The organism is Bacillus taeanensis, assembly GCF_003318295.1.
GTDB lineage: Bacteria > Bacillota > Bacilli > Bacillales > UBA6769 > Maribacillus > Maribacillus taeanensis.
In genome coordinates this window covers 91,449-110,252 of record NZ_QOCW01000009.1, presented here as the reverse complement: position 1 = coordinate 110,252, position 18,804 = coordinate 91,449, and the positions used below count along the sequence as shown (strand labels likewise).

Annotated in this window: 16 protein-coding genes and 1 riboswitch; of the genes, 10 read left to right on the top strand and 6 right to left on the bottom strand. The window is 35.8% G+C overall.

Going from position 1 to position 18,804, the window contains the following annotated elements; genetic code table 11:
• Positions 1–101: 101 nt before the first annotated feature.
• The 3 genes from DS031_RS10585 to DS031_RS10575 are packed head-to-tail and all read right to left on the bottom strand — an operon-like array spanning position 102 to position 5,427.
• Complete coding sequence (locus DS031_RS10585; protein ID WP_113806045.1) at positions 102–1,904, bottom strand: response regulator; 1,803 nt, start codon at positions 1,902–1,904, stop codon at positions 102–104.
• Positions 1,876–2,706 (bottom strand): CheR family methyltransferase, encoded by an 831-nt coding sequence (locus tag DS031_RS10580; RefSeq protein ID WP_245947338.1) that lies wholly within the window; start codon positions 2,704–2,706, stop codon positions 1,876–1,878. Before DS031_RS10580 ends, DS031_RS10585 begins: the two co-directional genes overlap by 29 nt.
• Before the next feature lie 42 nt (positions 2,707–2,748).
• Positions 2,749–5,427, bottom strand: coding sequence for an ATP-binding protein (locus DS031_RS10575; RefSeq protein WP_181833101.1), 2,679 nt, complete (start codon positions 5,425–5,427; stop codon positions 2,749–2,751).
• Positions 5,428–5,819: 392 nt separating this feature from the next.
• On the opposite strand from DS031_RS10575, the gene DS031_RS10570 reads away from it, so the two are divergent.
• The 9 genes from DS031_RS10570 (at position 5,820) to DS031_RS10530 (ending at position 14,634) form a co-directional block, all read left to right on the top strand.
• Positions 5,820–7,277, top strand: coding sequence for a circularly permuted type 2 ATP-grasp protein (locus DS031_RS10570; RefSeq protein WP_425451961.1), 1,458 nt, complete (start codon positions 5,820–5,822; stop codon positions 7,275–7,277).
• A 27-nt stretch (positions 7,278–7,304) separates the two neighbouring features.
• Complete coding sequence (locus DS031_RS10565; RefSeq protein WP_113806041.1) at positions 7,305–8,267, top strand: alpha-E domain-containing protein; 963 nt, start codon at positions 7,305–7,307, stop codon at positions 8,265–8,267.
• Complete coding sequence (locus DS031_RS10560) at positions 8,264–9,136, top strand: transglutaminase family protein (protein WP_113806040.1); 873 nt, start codon at positions 8,264–8,266, stop codon at positions 9,134–9,136. The genes DS031_RS10565 and DS031_RS10560 overlap by 4 nt, the downstream gene beginning before the upstream one ends.
• Positions 9,137–9,213: 77 nt before the next feature.
• Positions 9,214–9,396 (top strand): hypothetical protein, encoded by a 183-nt coding sequence (locus DS031_RS10555; RefSeq protein ID WP_113806039.1) that lies wholly within the window; start codon positions 9,214–9,216, stop codon positions 9,394–9,396.
• A gap of 408 nt (positions 9,397–9,804) precedes the next feature.
• A riboswitch (cyclic di-GMP riboswitch) is annotated at positions 9,805–9,886 on the top strand.
• A gap of 69 nt (positions 9,887–9,955) precedes the next feature.
• Entirely contained in the window at positions 9,956–10,498 is a 543-nt protein-coding gene (locus DS031_RS10550; RefSeq protein WP_113806038.1) for a CBO0543 family protein, read from the top strand.
• A gap of 176 nt (positions 10,499–10,674) precedes the next feature.
• Positions 10,675–11,484 carry a FixH family protein gene (locus tag DS031_RS10545; RefSeq protein ID WP_113806037.1) on the top strand — a complete coding sequence of 270 codons (810 nt, stop codon included), beginning with the start codon at positions 10,675–10,677 and terminating at the stop codon, positions 11,482–11,484.
• A gap of 104 nt (positions 11,485–11,588) precedes the next feature.
• The gene (locus DS031_RS10540; protein WP_113806036.1) at positions 11,589–12,572 is read left to right on the top strand and encodes a YncE family protein; all 984 of its coding nucleotides are present in this window, start codon (positions 11,589–11,591) and stop codon (positions 12,570–12,572) included.
• Entirely contained in the window at positions 12,569–13,246 is a 678-nt protein-coding gene (locus tag DS031_RS10535) for a response regulator transcription factor (RefSeq protein ID WP_113806035.1), read from the top strand. The genes DS031_RS10540 and DS031_RS10535 overlap by 4 nt, the downstream gene beginning before the upstream one ends.
• Entirely contained in the window at positions 13,216–14,634 is a 1,419-nt protein-coding gene (locus DS031_RS10530) for a sensor histidine kinase (RefSeq protein ID WP_245947337.1), read from the top strand. Before DS031_RS10535 ends, DS031_RS10530 begins: the two co-directional genes overlap by 31 nt.
• 51 nt (positions 14,635–14,685) lie before the next feature.
• Here DS031_RS10530 and DS031_RS10525 read toward each other — a convergent pair whose 3' ends face one another.
• From DS031_RS10525 to DS031_RS10515, 3 genes are all read right to left on the bottom strand, one after another.
• Complete coding sequence (locus DS031_RS10525) at positions 14,686–15,051, bottom strand: DUF2512 family protein (RefSeq protein ID WP_113806034.1); 366 nt, start codon at positions 15,049–15,051, stop codon at positions 14,686–14,688.
• Positions 15,052–15,452: 401 nt separating this feature from the next.
• Positions 15,453–16,079, bottom strand: coding sequence for an FMN-dependent NADH-azoreductase (locus tag DS031_RS10520; RefSeq protein ID WP_113806033.1), 627 nt, complete (start codon positions 16,077–16,079; stop codon positions 15,453–15,455).
• Between the two features lie 112 nt (positions 16,080–16,191).
• Entirely contained in the window at positions 16,192–16,617 is a 426-nt protein-coding gene (locus DS031_RS10515; protein ID WP_113806032.1) for a MarR family winged helix-turn-helix transcriptional regulator, read from the bottom strand.
• A 147-nt stretch (positions 16,618–16,764) separates the two neighbouring features.
• On the opposite strand from DS031_RS10515, the gene DS031_RS10510 reads away from it, so the two are divergent.
• The gene (locus DS031_RS10510; RefSeq protein WP_113806031.1) at positions 16,765–17,928 is read left to right on the top strand and encodes an iron-containing alcohol dehydrogenase; all 1,164 of its coding nucleotides are present in this window, start codon (positions 16,765–16,767) and stop codon (positions 17,926–17,928) included.
• The last annotated feature ends 876 nt before the right edge of the window (positions 17,929–18,804 follow it).

Below are 18,804 nucleotides of genomic sequence, written 5' to 3'. Positions count from 1 at the left end.
GAAATAATGAAAAAACCTCTCCAATTGTTTAAATTGGAGAGAGGGTTGTAGGAAGTTCATCTGGACAATTAAAGAAAGGTATCGTGTTTATGTTATTCATACTAGCTTTTAACAACTTGTTCTTGAAGTGGAAAATTAACAAAAAAGATTGTCCCTTGGTCACTTGTTCTTACATCGAGCTTGGCGTTATGGCGAGAAACAACGCTGTGGCATACAGATAAACCGAGTCCTGTCCCTTGTACTTTTGTACTAAAGAAAGGAGTACCGATTTGATCAATGAACTCTTCTTTGATTCCGCAGCCTTGATCTTCTACTTCCAATATGACTTCATGATCGCTGCAATATGTTTTAATCGTCAGCATGCCGCCAGCAGACATTGCTTCTAATCCATTGATTGATAGATTTAAAATTAACTGACGTATTTCTTTTTCATTTAGGCTTAGCGGCGGGCATTGTCCTAAATCAAGGCGGATATATTTATTCGCATACATTGCTTTGGCTTGAATTAACGGAAATAACGTTTCAATAATATCGTCAAGCTTTTTTAGGCGATGTTTAGCCGGATTTGTTTTTGAAACGGTTAGAAACTCAGTAATAATGTTATGGGCCCGGTCCAATTCTTCAATCATAATATCAATATGTTCTTCTGACGGAAAATCTTTTGCCATTTGTAAAAAGCCGCGAATCGTTGTTAGTGGATTGCGCACCTCATGGACAATTCCCGCTGCCATTTCTCCTACTAAATTCAGGCTGTCTAACCGCGTCATTTCTTTTTCCATAAATACTCTCTCTGTAATATCGGTAATGACGCTGAGAAGGCATTTTTCCCCGTGAAGCTCCATCACTTCTGTTGAGAGCAATCCTTCACGTAAATCTCCTGTTTTATTTAAATAGCTGACTCGTTCATTTTGAATAGGATGTTCCAGTTCTGCCATTTCAACAACAGTTTCGCCTATTTCTTCTGAATGAAGAATGTATTTTAGAAAATCGGATGTTTGATTAATAATATCCTCATAATCATTATAGCCGGAATATGTTAACCAGCTTTTATTAACATTAATATAGCGCCAATCTTGTAGAGAACGAAGTGAAACTAAGCATGGAGTGGCTTCAAAAATTTTGCGAAAACGTTCTTCCTCCATCAGCTTTCGTTCTGTTACATCGCGAATCGAACACACATAAATCCTATTTTCTTCTATGCTGGCTTTTCCGATTTGAATGTCGGCAGGAAATTCACTTTGATCTTTTCGCAGTGCAATTGTTTCAATAATTTTTCCTGATTCTTCTTGATTAAAAAAGTTTACAAATAGATTAGGAACAAGTTTATCAATATCATTTCCGATTAATTCTTTTTCCGTATAGCCAAACATCTCGATGATAGTAGGATTAGCGCTTTGTATCATTCCTTTGTCGTTAAAAGTAATAAGTGTATCACTTAACGTTTCTCCAATAACTTTCATCACTTCACTTTGAAACTTGATTTGTTCTTGATAGTTATGGATCTTTACAAAAGCTTCAACTTTCAGTTTTAATGTTTCAGGATGGAATGGTTTAAAAATATAATCAATCGCTCCGGCGTTATAACCTTGTTTGACATGGTCAATTGCCTGATTAATGGCCGTAATAAAAATAATTGGCGTTTGTTCTGACTTTTTACGAGATTTAATTAATTTTGCCGTTTCGAAACCATCAAGTCCCGGCATTTGTACGTCTAGTAAAATAACCGCAAAATCTTCCGTTAACACGTGTTTTAAGGCATCTTCACCAGAAGTTGCACTAATTAAATGATAAGAGGGACTAGCTAGGACGCTTTCAAGGGCAAGTAAATTTTCTGGACGATCATCAACCAATAATATATTGGCTTTTTGGTCGATACTAGTGGATTTTTCGGTATAGTTTTTCATTTGAATCAATCTCCTCATAATACGACTTATGGCTGGTTAAGGTAATAGATTCTTTTTTTCCAAGTCCCAGCACACCGGATAATATCAGGCTATTATAAAATAAATCATGGACACGGTTTTGCAGGGAACTGTTAAAATAAATCATTACATTTCGGCAAATAATGACATGAAACTCATTGAACGAATGATCAACGGCTAAATTATGGAGTGCAAAAACGATATTTTTCCTGAGAAAAGGATGAAAAACGGCATCTTCATCTTTAATGGTGTAATATTCGCTAAAGGCTCTTATTCCTCCTGAATTTAAATAATTTCTAGTGTACAGCTGCATTTTCTTTAGAGGGAATTTCCCTTGCTTTGCTGTTTGTAAAACAGTTTCATTTATATCTGTGGCATAAATTTTTGCTTTTTCATGCAAACCTTCTTCGTGTAAAAGAATAGCCATTGAATATACTTCTTCACCTGTGGAACAGCCTGCATGCCAGATACGAATGGAAGAGTATTTTTTTAACATTGGGATCACTTTTTCACGAAAAGAACGATAAAAACTCGGATCGCGAAACATTTCTGTTACATTAATTGAAAAATCACTTACTAACTTTTTCAATATGTCAGGGTTATGAAGAACTTGTTCCTGCAGGCCGGAAATACTTGATAGTTTTTCGGCATGAACACGATGCCAAACCCTTCGCTGCATGGAAGAGAACGTATAGTTTCGGAAATCAAAACCATAATGGCGGTAAATCGCTTCAAGCAAAAGTTCAATTTCAATTTTTTCTAACTCATCGTCTTTCAGCTGCACTGTTATTTCTTTTTTTACTTGTTTATTAATTGAAACCCCCGCCTATCTGTATAACCAAACTTGTATTAACGAGAAAAGTTGATCTAAATCAACAGGTTTGCTGATGTAATCAGACGCTCCAGCTTCAATGCATTTTTCCCTATCATGTTTCATTGCTTTCGCTGTTAGCGCAATAATTGGCATCATTTCGTATTCTGGTATTTGGCGAATGACACGAATGGCTTCATAGCCATCCATCTCAGGAAGCATAATATCCATCAGAATAAGGTCAATGTCTGGATTATCTTTGAGTACGTTAATTCCTTGTTTACCGTTATCGGCGAAGACGACTTTCATATGTTTGTTCTCGAGCGCTGTTGTAATCGCAAATATATTTCGCATATCATCATCCACAATGAGAATTTTCTTTCCTTTTAAGAGCGGTTTCGCGTCTTGTATGTCAGGAAGAGTTTGCTTACAATCGTCAGAAACAGCAAGCGCTGCTGCGGCCTCATTTTGAAAGGTAATCGTATCAGGGGCGCGATCTTCTGATGGCTGGATTGGTAAATAGAAGGTGAACGTGCTTCCTTTTCCTTTTGTACTTTCCACTTCAATTTCTCCGCCTAATAGATGAGCAATTTTCTGGCTGATCGAGAGCCCTAGGCCTGTACCGCCATATTTTCGGCTTGTCGTGCCATCTCCTTGTTGAAACGATTTAAAGATCCGTTTTTGATCTTCTTTCGAAATGCCGATTCCTGTATCTTTAATTGAAAAAGCGAGAGACCCATCAATATTTTGAAGTTTAGGATGGTTGGCACCGTCTGCTTTATAAATATGAAGAAGTATTTCACCTTTGTCAGTAAACTTAAAAGCATTGGATAATAAATTATTTAATATTTGCTGGAGGCGCTGCTGATCGGTCCAGAGAGTTTCTGGAAGTGTGTCTTCTTTTTCAATTTTAAATGTTAGTTCCTTTTGATTAGCAATCGGTAGAAATTGTCGTTTCGCAAATAAACAAATATCTTTTAAACTCACAACATCAGGAATTACATCTACTTTTCCAGCTTCGATTTTAGATAAATCTAATATTTCATTAATTAAATGAAGCAGGTCATTGCCTGACTTGAAAATTGTATCCGCAAATTCTACTTGTTTTTTAGTAAGATTGCCGCTCTCATTTTCAACAAGCAGTTTTGCTAAAATAAGCAAACTATTAAGCGGCGAACGTAATTCATGGGACATATTTGCGAGAAATTCAGATTTATAATTGGAAGTTAGAATAAGCTCCTCTGCTTTTTCTTCTAGTTCCATTTTTATTTGATTTAATTCTTTTGTTTTTTGTTCAGAGTTTCGATACTGTTCTTCCAGTTTTTCATTGATGCTGATTAGTTCTTCCTGCTGCTGCTGCAGTTCTTCTGACTGTACTTGAAGCTCTTCTGTTAATTCTTTAGAATCTTTTAAGAGATGTTCTGTTTTCATGCGGCTTGAAACACTATCTAACGTAATTCCAACTTGGCTTAATACTTGATTTAGGAAGATTTTTTGAATGGGTTTAAATTCTTTAAAGGATGCCAATTCAATGGCCGCGATAATGTCGCCGTCAAATTCTACTGGTATAATCATAAGATTTGACGGGGAGGAAGCGCCGATCCCAGACGAAATTTGAACATAGTTTTCAGGAATATCGGTAAGTAAAATCGTCTTATTTTCTAATGCTGCTTGTCCAACAAGACCTTCTCCATATCGAAAACTAGGTAAACCAAGTTCCTGGTTGTTGTATGCGTAAGCTGCCACTCCTTTAAAAAAACGCTCGTGTTCAATGCCTTGTTTAATATAAAATACCCCATAACTTGCTTCTACAATTGGTGTAATTCTTGTAATGAACTGCTGTGCTAATGTATGTAAATCATGAATCCCATGAGACATCGTCGCCATTTCTGTAATGTTTGTCTCAAGCCAGCTTCTTTCTTGAAGGGATGCGGCCATTTCATTAAAAGCTTGCGCAATATCTTCAAATTCATCTTTTGAATTTACTTCAATATGCGTTAGTTCGGATGCTGTACTTGAGCCTGCAGTTAAGCCGGTAATCACTTTCATAATCTTAGAAAGATTGCGTGTCATACTTCTTGAAATGAAAAGGCCGATAATAATGGTGAAAATTAAGGCTGTAATGCTTAAAAAGAGGCTCATTTTATTTACATGTTCCACAAGTTTCGTATTTTCTAATGACGCTTCATCCATTAATTTCTGTTGGTTTTCTGTAAGGATTTTTGTTAGCGGGGCCAGCTGTGTTCCTGTTGGTAACACTTTTGTTTTAAAGTGATTTAACGCTTCTTCTTGATCTTGATTTGCTTCAAAGACGATTAACAGTTCTTCATATTTTTTGTTAAACTCTTTATTCAATTTATCTAATTGTAAGACTAATTCTTTATTTTCCTTTTCTGTGACAAGTGATTTGGTTTCCTCGATTAATTCGTTTAAATCTGTATTCGCTGTTTGCAGCTCATTTAAAAATTCTGGACCTCGAGTTAACAGATAACCGCGCAGCCCATTTGTTTGCTGAAGGGCTAATGTGTGCATATCCTTAGCATTGGTTAAAATGGTTACCCGCAGGTTAATTAACTCAGAATAGGAGCTGTTTACCTTATTAATGTAATAATAAAAGGCACCGCTTGTTCCGCCGAAAAAGATAGCTGCGGATAAAAATCCTATAATTAATTTTTTGCTAATTGTAAGCCTCACCGATGATCCTCTCCATTCTAATCTATCACCAAAATAATAGTTCTTTTTAAGTGTTAAGCACTGTATATACATGTCGAATCGTTACATTAAAAGAAGCTTGATTAATAGAATTATATATTATTTAGTAAGAATGAATGAAATAGTTTGTAAGATTATATAACATGTAACGTTTTTGAAAAAATACAAAAACCTATTTGTGTTCCTTTCTTAGAGCGCTTACAAATTCACGACACAAAATGGACACAATTTAGCCACATTTTGGAGACTGCTTTCGACATACAGACGGTTTTTGCATGTCTTATACTTAAACATGTAAACAGCGTGTTAAAAAAAGTGACATTAAACTAAGGTGGAAAACGATGAACAGTTGGAGGGAGAAAATTATGGTGATGATGGCAATGAAAAATAAAAATCTATTTTCTGAGTATGGAAATCAGTCATGTTATGATGAGATGTTTGATCAATCTGGTAAAGTGAGACCTTTCTATGAAAGACTTTATCAGCAGTTTTCAAAAATGGGCGCAAAAGAGTTAGCAGATCGCAATTTCTTAATTCAATCGCAAATGGTCAAACAAGGGATTACCTTTACATTGTATGGTGAAAATTTAGGGGATATTTCTGCGGAGCGGACGATTCCTTTTGATCTTATTCCTAGAATCATTCCAGAGAAGGAATGGGCGTTTCTTGAAAAAGGCTTAAAACAAAGAGTTCGTGCTTTAAACCATTTTATTTCAGATGTTTATCATGAGCAAAACATTTTGAAAGATGGGATTATTCCAAGAAAAATGATTGTTACAAATCCGTATTTCCTCCCTGAAATGGTTGGATTAGATGTCCCAAACGATGTTTATGTACCACTGTCAGGAATTGATTTAATTCGTAATGAAAAAGGGGAGTATTACGTTTTAGAAGACAATTTAAGAAGTCCTTCGGGAATGTCATATGTTTATAAAAATCGCTCTCTCATGAAACGTCTGTTTCCAGAACTGTTTTTTGACTACAGAGTCCGTGATATTGATCAAGGCTTAAATGATTTATTAAGCAGCTTGCGCAGTTTAGCACCTCATCATAAAAAAGATCCACTTGTTGTACTGCTTACGCCTGGTGTTTATAATGCCGCTTATTATGATCATGTCTTTCTTGCTCAAGAAATGGGGATTGAACTTGTGGAAGGAAGAGACTTAGCTGTGGTTGATCAAAAAGTTTATTTAAAAGGAATCGAAGGACTTCGTCAAGTTGATGTTATTTATCGCCGTATTGATGATGAATTCATTGATCCGCTTGCGTTTCGTTCTGATTCTGTCCTTGGGGTGCCTGGATTAATGAATGCTTATCGTGCTGGAGAAGTGGCGCTTGCCAATGCACCTGGAACTGGCATTGCTGATGATAAAGCGGTATATGCTTACGTACCTGATATGATTCGTTATTACTTAAATGAAGAACCGATTTTAAAAAATGTCCCAACTTATATGCTCTCAAAGCCGGAAGAAAGAGAGCACGTTCTTCGTCATTTGCCTGAAATGGTTGTAAAAGAGCGGACACTTTCTGGTGGTTACGGGATGTTAATTGGACCTAAGGCTTCCGAATTAGAGCTGAAAGAATTTGCTGCAAAGATTATTAACCACCCAGAGCGTTATATTGCGCAGCCGACCATCAATTTATCGAGTGCTCCTTCTCTTGCTGGTGAACGCGGGGCTGCGGCTCGTCATATTGATTTACGAGCATTTGTATTTATGGGCAAAGACATTCGAATTGCACCGGGCGGCCTTACGAGAGTAGCGCTGAAAGAAGGTTCTCTTGTCGTCAATTCGTCTCAAGGCGGCGGCACAAAAGATACGTGGGTCCTTTAAAAAAATTTTAAATCGAGGTGACTGAAAATGATAAATCGCTGTGCTGAATTGTTATATTGGGTAGGTCGTTATGTGGAAAGAGCTGAAAATCATACAAGGCTGATTGACGTTAATTATCATATGCGTCATGAACTAAAGGGAAAAGAAAATGAAGAAACCTATATGTGGGAAAGATTAATCACAGCTATTGGAGATGAACATACGTTTAAGAGCAGTCATGGTGAGATTAATGAAACAACAGTGATTCAATTTTTAACATTTGATCGCCAAAATCTTAATTCTATTTTTTCTTGTCTCTATCAAATAAGAAGCAATATGCGCGCTTTAAGGCAGCTTCTTCCAGATGAATTGTGGGATATTGTCAATGAATTTTATCTTTGGATGGACAAGCAGAATATACATACACTTACGGCTCAATCGCCATTTATGTTTTATCAACGCGTAAGAGAATGGCTGTCACTTTTTAACGGTACAGCGGACTCTACGATGATTCGTGAACAAGAATGGAATTTTATCCAAGCTGGTAAATATTTAGAAAGAGCTGAAAATACGGTACATATTCTTCAAGCGATTTATACAAATTTTATGAAAGATGGTTCTCTTTTTGTTGACCATAATCATTATAATCGTCTAAGCGTTCTGTTGAAGTCTGTCGGTGGTTTTGAAGCTTTCCGAAAATGTTATGCAGATGACGTTACATTTGCAAAAGTGATTGGATTTATGATGCTTAATGCTAGCTTTCCTCGTTCAGTTAGCTTCGCACTTACATCAATGGAAGCTAATTTACGAGCAATTAAACAGAAAGATTTTGATTTTTCACCGTTATTTCATCAATCAATTGTTTTGTCAAAAGAAATAGATGATATTACAGCCGGAGTTGGTGAAGAATCGGTAGGACTCGAGCAGTTTGCTGAAATGTTAAGGTTATGTGAACAGCTTGGAGCTGTAGTATCGAACACTTTTTTTCGAGAGGAGCTTATTGAAGCGTGAAATTACAAATTTCTCATCTTACAAAATATTCATATCAAGAGCCAGTAGTGGACAGTGTCAATGAAATTAGGCTCTCCCCAAGAACAGACTCTCGTCAATTATGCAGTACGAATTCAATTGTAATTGAGCCAAATGTTTCGCTCTTTTCCTATGAAGACTATTTTGGAAATACTGTTCATTATTTTAATGTCGTTTCTCCTCATAAAGAACTTGTTATTGAATCACAATCGATTGTGGAAACAAGTGAGATTCATCAAAAACAGGCAAGTCAAGTTTCTTATAACATTGAACGCCAAATTTTAGAAAGTGAACAATTTCAAAATAAGTATGCAGAATATTTAATGGAAACAAATTATACCGGCATTACGCCGCAGTTAAAAGCATTTTGTAAGGAAGCGATTGATCCTACCAAAGCAGAAAGTGTCTATCAGCTGCTTGAACAAATTTCAGCGTCCATTTACTCGAATTTCACCTATGACGTCGATGCGACACATGTTCAAACGACAGTAGAAGAAATGCTCCGGTTAAAACGCGGCGTTTGTCAGGATTATGTTCATTTAATGATTGCGGTTTGCAGACTCTATCATATACCTGCAAGATATGTGAGCGGTTATCAATTTATAGGTGATTTAAATAACAGCGATGAAACAGAGGTTCAGCACGCCTCCCATGCATGGCTCGAAGCATATGTACCTTTAGTGGGCTGGGTAGGGTTAGATCCTACCAATAACGGTAAAATTGATTGCCGTTATGTGAAAATTGGTCACGGGCGAAACTATGGTGATATCGTTCCAATTAAAGGAATTTATCGCGGCGGTGAAAAACAGGATTTAGAAGTAACAGTCGATGTAAAGAAAGTAAATGATTGAAAGCAGTTAACCATTATAAGAAGCGGCTTGTCATTGTTGTATAAAAAATTCATGAAAACAGGACGGAGGTATTCATGATGAAACAATATGTGTTTTCGTTTAGTACACATAGTCTTGATTTCAATTCGAGAGAATATAAAATTGAGGCACCAGGAATGATGGATGCATTAATGAAGGTTAAACATATAAAAGCAAATGTTGAAGCAGAAATTTCTTCAACCGTTCACATTCATTTTAAAGGGATTGCATACTCAGAATGAATGGATTTAACGTAAACACAATCCTATTAGTCTATAACTCATCCTAAATCCAAGCATAGTGATGAGTTTTTTTATATTAAAAAAGAAACATAATAGGAAGAAAAGAGGCTATTCATACAGCGAATTTAATATATGGTTATTATGTCAGGGTTTTGTATAAAAAAGGTGCCTATCATTTTCATGATAGGCACAGTACGGAGAGTAAGAGAAAAACTGTAAGCAATGGGAAATGTTTCATGGCTTATTTTGATTATAGCATTTTCTAATTAAACATCCATTGGTTTTGTTACGTTTTATCTCATACTTTCTACAATAAATCTAGTTAGGGAAAGTCAAGTGAAATAGTTTTAAAAATATTAGAAAATTTCAATAGCTAATATAGACAGGACAAAAGTCATAGTTTACTCTAAGATATAGGGACTTTGAAGTCGAATCTGTATCTGGTCACTTGGATTCGGTGGAGTGAGTAGTGCAACTGACCCTTTCTTTTTATGGAAAGAGGTTCTTCTTTATGCTTAATGATTTATAGATTTATTTTTTCTAGAGAGAGGTGAATATGTTGGCTGTAAATGACTTTAGTGATTTGCAGTACGAATTAACGCAATTGAGAATCGAGCACTGGCTGCATCAAGAGCTGTTTTCTTTTCAATGGTGGATTCTTGTCTTTACCTTTATCGTTCCATGGCTGATATGGTGGAAACTTGTTGATAAAAAAAGAATAATCGAAATTATGCTTTATGGAATTATTCTCATGTACATTGCTACAATGTTAGATGCAGCGGGAACAGAATTAAAGCTGTGGGAATACAGTTATAAAGAAATTTCTCTCTATAATCGCTTAATGGCTGTTAATATAGGAGCCTTACCTGTTATCTATATGATTATTTATCAATATGCTAATAATTGGAAGCGTTTTATTTTTGTCAGTGTGATAACGGCTGCGGCTTTTTCATTTGTTTTTGAACCATTTTTTCAATGGATTGGAATATATAATACCTATCATTGGAAATCGATTTACTCATTTCCCATATACATATTACTTGGTGTGCTTATAAAAGGTTTAATCGAAAAGTGTAAAAAAGTTGAAAGTTCTTTTAATTAAAATAATCATTAACAAAAGGTTATCTTATCTTCAAATATAGGATAACCTTTTATTAATTTGCATGGATGCACTAAAATTTTTGAAAAACTTCACAAGGATTTCATAATTTTAATTTACAATGACTTTTGGATCGTAAAAAGTTGGTATAGTATTAAACACGAAAGGATGGATGCAGCATGAAAAATATACTTATACTCGTTTTCTCAATTGCTGCGCTTGTTTTAAGCGGATGCGGTAATGATGATACACAAAATCAAGCTGAAAATAATGAACAACTGCCGCAATTGATAGAGGTCAACCTTAGTGTCAATCCTGAAAATCCTCAGCCAAATGAAGAGGTTACACTGCAGGCGGTCGTAACCCAGGGCAGTGAAAAAGTAGACGATGCAGATGAAGTCGCGTTTGAAGTGTGGAAAGATGGCGAAGAAGAGCATGAAAAGATTGAAGGAAATCATCAAGGCGGCGGCCTTTATTCAATTACAAAGACGTTTAAGGAAGCAGGCGTTTATTATGTTGTCTCCCATGTAACAGCAAGAGATATGCACAACATGCCGAAAAAAGAATTTGTTGTTGGTAATATAGAGAAGCCGCAGGAAACAACGGATGAAGAAGCTCATCATGAAGGAAATCACGAAGAACACGATGCGGATGATAGTCATAGTGAAGATGATCATGCCGTTGAAAATCATCATAGTGGTGGACTGGTGATGCAGTTTATGTCTGAAAATAAGCTTCAATCAGGAAAAGAAACAGTGTTAACAGTACATTTACTGCAGGATGATTCTCCGCTTTCAGAAGCAGATGTAAGGTTTGAAGTTTGGAAAGAAAATGATGAAAAGCATCAATTTATTGAAGCGGCAGAAGGGACAAAAGGAGAATACAAAGCGAACACTTCATTCTCAGCTTCAGGTAAATATTATGTGAAGGTTCACGTTAAAAAAGATGATTTACACGATCATCAAGAAAACACGATTACCGTTCAGTAAAATCTCTTACAGGTTGACTCATTAGGGCATGTATCGATGCTTTTGAGTCAACTTCTTTTATAGTTTAAGATATAAATGAGTTTATTTAAGTGGGGAGTTCTTTTATGAAAAAACATAGATGGCTGTTCGTAATGGTTTCGTTTTTCCTGCTGCTTTTTGGCTGTCAGCAAGAAAGCATTTCAGTTCCAGACTCAGTGGATGATGTTTTACTGCTGTCGCATTTAAAAGAGCCGATGTTATCTTATATTAATTTAAATGATAAAAAAGTTATTGAAACAACTGAAATCGAAAATAGGATCACAGATATGAAAAAAATTAATAAAGAACATGTTATTTTAGCAGGGGAAAACGAGGAATATTTATATAAGCTTTCTTTAGAAAATGGAAATGTTGAGCGAATCGCTAAAGTAGGAAAAGGAATGAATAAAATGCTGTATGACTCTAAAAATAAGCTTCTTTTTTTAGCTGACAGTGCGAATAACAACATCCATTTTTTAAACGTTGAAACTAATCACGTAACAGCTAGTGTTTCAGTGGATGAATTTCCATTATCCATGGCATTGAATCCAGTAAAAAACTACTTATATGCTGCAAATACAAAAAGCGGGACTGTATCTGTTATTGATATTCATCAAAAAGAAGTAGTATCCAGTTTTCCTGTTGTGGGGCGGCCAAACGGATTGTTATTTGATGGACAATACCTATGGGTTGGCGGACACGGAGCTTATGGAGAGTTAAACAGTGCTGTTTATATATACAATCCTGAAACTGGAGAAGAAATTGACCGAATTGAAGTTGGGTTAATGCCTGTTGATCTTTACAGTGATTCAGAAAATGCTGCTGTTTATGTGCTTTGTCACGGCTCCCATCAATTGTTTGAAATTAATGAGAAGACAAGAATTGTGAACGAAGTTATTTCAGTTGGAAGTAATCCAAATGCGCTTACGGGTGATGAAAACATGCTTTATGTAACAAGCTTAGATGAAAATACGCTTTCCTTTATTAATCGGGAGTCCTTTAAACTAGAAAAAGAATTAAACGTAGGAAACAGTCCTCACATGATGATTTTTGGAGGGGAAAATAAATGAGCGGATATAGCATTTTAATCGCAGATGATGAAGCTGAGATGGTTTCCCTGTTAACATCTTATTTAGAAAAAGAAGGATATAGTGTTTATCAAGCACAGGACGGCTATGAAGCTGTAAAGCAGGTAGAACGAGAGAGTGTCGATCTTGTTGTGTTAGATATTATGATGCCTCGTATGGACGGATTTACAGCATGTAAAAAAATACGTGAAAAATCGACGATTCCAATTCTGATGCTTACGGCAAAAGGTGATGAATGGGACCGGATTCATGGACTTAAAATCGGTGCAGATGATTATATGGTAAAGCCTTTTAGTCCGAAAGAATTCATTGCCCGCGTTGAAGCATTGTTAAGACGAACGCATCATTTTAAAAATGCTTCACAATCGTTTCTTACATGTAATGAATTATTAATTGATATAAATCGTTATTCCGTAAAAGTTAATCAAGATGATGTGAATTTAACGCGTAAAGAATTTCATCTATTAGCCTTTTTAGTAGAAAATAAAGGGCAGGTTTTTTCAAGAGAGCATTTGTTTGATCGTATATGGGGGATGGAAAGCAAAGGAACAACGCGGACGGTTGATACCCATATTAAAACATTACGATTAAAAATAGGAAGTGCCGGTGAGTACATTAAAACGGTATGGGGAGTTGGGTACAAATTCGAAGACTAGGAATAAAACAAAAAATTTGGATGACGCTCTCCATTGTTTCACTTTTTACAATTCTTACCGGTATTGGCTTAACGTTTTACTTATATGAAAAATTTTATGTAGAGAAGCAAATTGAATTATTGCTTATGCAGGGTAAACGATTAGAAGCCGTGTATGATCAAAATGGAAAAGGAGAAGAGTTTCTAAAGCGGGTTCAATGGACAGACGAAGGCTCTGAAGGGAAAGTGATTTTTACAGACGATCCAATGCTGTTAAGTGCGGGAGTGCCCTATGATGAGTATTTTAATACCAACTTAATTACGTTTGAAGAAAGGCAGCAGCTTTTAGCGGGAAAAGAAGTGATTATGATCCGGGAGCATCCAAGGTTTAATCAAGATATTCTCGCAGTAACGATTCCTTTGCTGCAAGAGGAGCTGTTACAAGGAGCCATTTTTTTATATATGCCGCTTGAGGTTGTTTATGAACCTTTTCAATCGATTCGGCTTTTGCTTTTACTAGCGCTCGTATTTGTTCTCTTAATTGTTATAGTCGGTGGGCGTAAAATATCCGATCATCTCATTTCTCCTTTGAAAAAGATGGAAGTGATTTCACATAAAATGATGGACGGAGATTTTACGCAGCGTATTCATATTAAGACACGCGATGAAATAGGCTCTCTTTCCCAATCATTGAATAGTCTTGCATCTTCTTTAGAAAAAGTAGAGCAGCAGCGAAGAGAGTTTTTACAAAATGTTTCCCACGAACTGCGCACACCGCTTAGTTATATAAAAGGATATACAGAAGCGATTCGTGATGGTGTTGTAGTCGACAACGAAGACCGAAATAAATATATGAATATTATTCATCATGAAGTAAGCAGACTGCAGCGGTTAGTAAATGATTTACTTGATCTTGCACAGTTAGAAGGCGATTCATATCCGATGAAACATGAACCACTGTCTTTTGCGCAGTTAACGCTTGATGTCTTAGAACGCTATGAGCTGATTACAAAACAAAAAAACATTAAGATTCAGGAACAATTAGATGATGACATTATTATAGAAGGAGAGGCCGATCGCCTCGAACAGGTTATAAGTAATTTACTTGATAATGCAATTCGCTATACTCTTGAAGGAAAAGAACTATTTATTTCATTGTCTCAACAGCAATCTTCTGCCGTTTTTACGATTCAAGATTTAGGACCGGGAATTTCAGAAGAAGATCTTCCAAAAGTTGTCGACCGTTTTTATCGCGTCAATAAAGCAAGAACTCGAAAAGACGGTGGCACAGGACTTGGACTTGCGATTGTGAATCAAATTGTAAAAAAGCATCGCGGCATATTTTTAATTGAGTCGGAAGAGGGGATTGGAACCACCGTAACCGTTAAGCTGCCGCTGTTGGAGATTTAGAAACCTAAAAAGAGCTGCAAACCTCTGCAGCTCTTTTTAATAGTGAACCTGTTATCGATAAACAGGTCCACCTTTTAATGTTTTTCCGTATTTCAAAAGCCATTGATGCTGGAAATATTCTGTTACCGCAAGTAAAAAACCGGTAAATAACGCAGCGACAAATGGTACATATGCTCCTTCAAAAAACATTGAAATCACATAAACGATAATGGTTGCCGCGATAAAATCTGCAAATGTACTAATCCAAAATGTCCCTGGCTTTAACAAAAATAACTCCATCATATGGCTTGCGAAAGCTAACACTAGACCAACAATGATCGGCTGATAAATTGTGTCGTAACTCATCGTTGGAAATAAGTATGAAGCAAAAATCACGGTAATTGGACATACAACTAATTTGATTAATAAGCCCGTCATGATCATCTCTCCTTTATGCTAAGTATTATTTACCAAATAAACTCTTTTCATGAATATGAAGAGTTAGGGAAAATCATCATAACTAAGTAAAAAGGATTAAATTTTATTTCATATTTTGTTAATATTTAGTATAATTAAATGGTAGAAACAGGAGAAGTGGAAATAAATGAAAAATAAGGATGAAAAGCCAATCCATTACGATGGAAGCGCTATAAACAGTGTCGAGCTTATAAGTGAAAAATTTTATAAAGAGTTGGTAATTAAACCGAATCATGTAGAAAATAAGGTAGTGTATCCGTGTTTTCCTTACTTAAATGAAAAAAACTATCAGTAGTGTTTTAACGAAAAAAGAGGCTGATGCAATAGGGTACAAACCTATTGCATCAACCTCTTTATCACTATTAAAATTCGTTAGCAGCTGCTGTAGCTTTTACTAAACCTTCTTCAATAATTTCTTCCGCTTGATCAGGGAATTGGTTATGTCCTTCAATAACGACAGATGTTAGATCCTGCACGCCCCAGAAGTTTAACATTGTTTTTACATAATTGACAGCCATTTCAGCAGCTTGCGCTGGACCTTCTGAATATACACCGCCGCGCGCATTTAACAGCGCAACTTTTTTGTCAGTTAGTAAGCCAACAGGACCTTCTGCTGTGTAGCGGAACGTTTTGCCTGCTTGTGCTAAATAATCTAAATACGTGTGCAGAACTGCAGGAATTGTAAAGTTCCAAAGCGGGAAGGCAAACACAACTTTATCTGCTTCAAGAAATTGATTTAAATATTTCGTTACTAAATTCGCTGCTTCTTGTTCAGAAGGCGTTAATTCCATTTCTTTTGCCAGCTTAAACATTGCCGTAATTTTCTCATTATCATAATAAGGTAAATTTTCTTCGAATAAATCAAGCTCGATCATTGTATCTTCAGGATGAGACTCTTTGTAGCTTTCAAGGAACGTATGATAAAGCATAACGCTCACCGCTTGTTCCATTGGTCGATTATTTGCTTTAATAAATAATACGTTTGCCATTTATAAAACCTCCATAAAATAAAATATTGAAATTGAAAGGTTGTTATAGCAACCTTTTGTTCAAAAAAATAAGTTGTTACAGCAACTATAAGAGCAGAATGTCCTTAAAAGATTATGTGTGGACATTCTTATTAATTTTTGAAAGAAGTCTTTCTAATTGCTGTACTTCTTCGTTTGAAAGACCTTTACACACGATTTTATCAAACTCTTCGGCGATTGGAAGTACTTGTTCACCAAGCTTTTTCCCACATGGTGTCAGATAAAGTCTTACAGAACGGCGGTCATTTGGACAGCCAATTCGCTTAATCAACCCTTTTTTCTCAAGGTTAGAAGCCATTCTTGCAATGTTTGTTTTATCTTTATCCAGCTTTTGAGCAACTTCATTTTGCGTTAGTCCGTCTTTTTCCCACAGCAGCATCATCACTAAATTTTGCTCCGGTGCAAGGTTAAAGGGCTCTAACTGTGACTTAATAAAGCTCGTAAGATTTAAATCAGTTTGATGAATTTTAATACTGATATACTCTTGTAAAAGCTTCAAAGAGATCCCTCACTTTTAGTTGCTATACATACTAATTACAAAGGTAAGTATATAAAATTTAATTCTTCATGTCAATTAGAAAACTTGAGTGCAAACGCTTGCTTTTACGCATAAAAAAAATTACTATTGAAAATGGAGGTGGAGAATATGCAAAATTTTGAATTTCAAAACGCTACAAAGCTTATTTTTGGTAAAGACACAGAAGAAGCAGTCGGAAAAGAAGCGGTTGTTTATGGGAAAAAGCTTCTTTTGCATTATGGCGGCGGCAGCATTAAAGAAAGCGGCTTATATGATCGCGTTGTAAAATCACTGCATGAGCAGGGCATTGAAATTATCGAGCTTGGCGGTGTAAAGCCAAATCCTCGCGTAAGTCTTGTAAGAGAAGGCGTGAAGCTTTGTAAGGAAAATGAAATCAACTTTATTTTAGCAGTCGGCGGCGGAAGTGTGATTGACTCTGCGAAAGCAATTGCCGCTGGTGTGAAATATGATGGCGATGTGTGGGACTTCTTTACAGGGGAAAGCGTCGTAACAGACTGCTTACCGCTTGGGGTTGTATTAACTATTCCTGCTGCTGGAAGTGAAACAAGCGGGGGAACAGTTATTACAAATGAAGAGGGCTGGTACAAGCGCGCAACAGGTCATAACTCAATGAGACCTCAGTTTGCAATTTTAAACCCAGAACTTACATATACACTGCCTTCTTATCAAACAGCTTGCGGCATTACGGATATGATGGCACATATTTTAGAACGTTATTTTACAAATGAAAAAAATGTTGATCTTACAGATCGTTTATGTGAAGCAGCATTAAAAACAATCATTAATCATGCACATACAGTACTAGAAGAGCCAACGAACTATAATGCACGTGCAGAAATTATGTTAGCGGGAACAGTGGCCCATAATGATTCATTAAGCACAGGACGCATTGGTGACTGGGGAAGTCATGACATCGAGCATGAAATTAGCGGGATTTATGATATTGCGCACGGCGCAGGCCTTGCGATCGTCTTCCCAGCATGGATGAAATATGTGTACAAGCACGACATAAACCGCTTTGTCCAATTTGCTAATCGCGTTTGGGACGTTGAAATCGATTTAAATGATCTTGAAAAAACCGCGCTAAAAGGCATTGAAAAAACAGAACAATTCTTCTCTTCAATCGGCATGCCGGTCACACTTCAGGAAGCAAACATCGGTGAAGAGCATTTTGCAGAAATGTCGAAAAAAGGTACAGAAAGAGGCCCGCTCGGCAACTTTGTGAAGCTTTATGAAGATGATGTTCATCATATTTTAAAATTAGCGAAGTAAGTACAATTCTAACTTAATAATGATGAATTTAAGAGTGTAAAACAATTAAACTTTAGATGAAAACACATGACATTTCCACCAGGAAATGTCATGTGTTTTTTGTTAGTTTGCCATGTGAATTGATGGTTCCGAGAAGATAAATTTATGTAAATCTAATTATATTTTAATATTTTGATTATTCAGAGTATAATTTATTACCCTAATCAGTCACCTCCTCTAAACGTGGAATGAAGAAATCTAATATTTAAAGGGGAATTTTTCATGGCTTATTTTGATATTAGCATGCTTTGATTCGATAAACGCTAATTTTGTTATGTTTTTTATCATCCTTTTTATAATTAGATTTAGTAGAGGTAGATTTGAGTATGATTTAGTTTGATAAAGTTCATGTTAAAAAACTTCTATAATTCTATTAAATTCGATAAATTTTGAATGCATCTAGTTAGAAAATCCCTAAAAAAGTGATTATTACTTTAAAATAAACAAAAAATTTAGAATAATTTGTCATTTAATGTTACAAATGAGTGGTCAATCATAACAAAGTGAATCATAATTATAAATGTAGAATCTAAAAATAGTGAGAGAGGGACAGAACCATAAGAAAAATCACATTTAAATTAGCGAAATTCTATATAAAAACGGGGCCATGTTAATCTGAAATTCGCATAATTTCTTCAAAGATACCACTCGTTTCTACATTGGAGTAAAATGGATGTGATTTCGAGAAGTATTTAGAGAGGCAGTATCATTCTTACCTTAGGGGGTAGGGGGCATAATTTGTATAAAGAAAAACAGTCATATTAGGATCTAAGAATAGGTTGTTAAAGTGTAACCGGTTGTGTCCTAGCTCTTATTATTTTTAGCGTTCTTAACAAA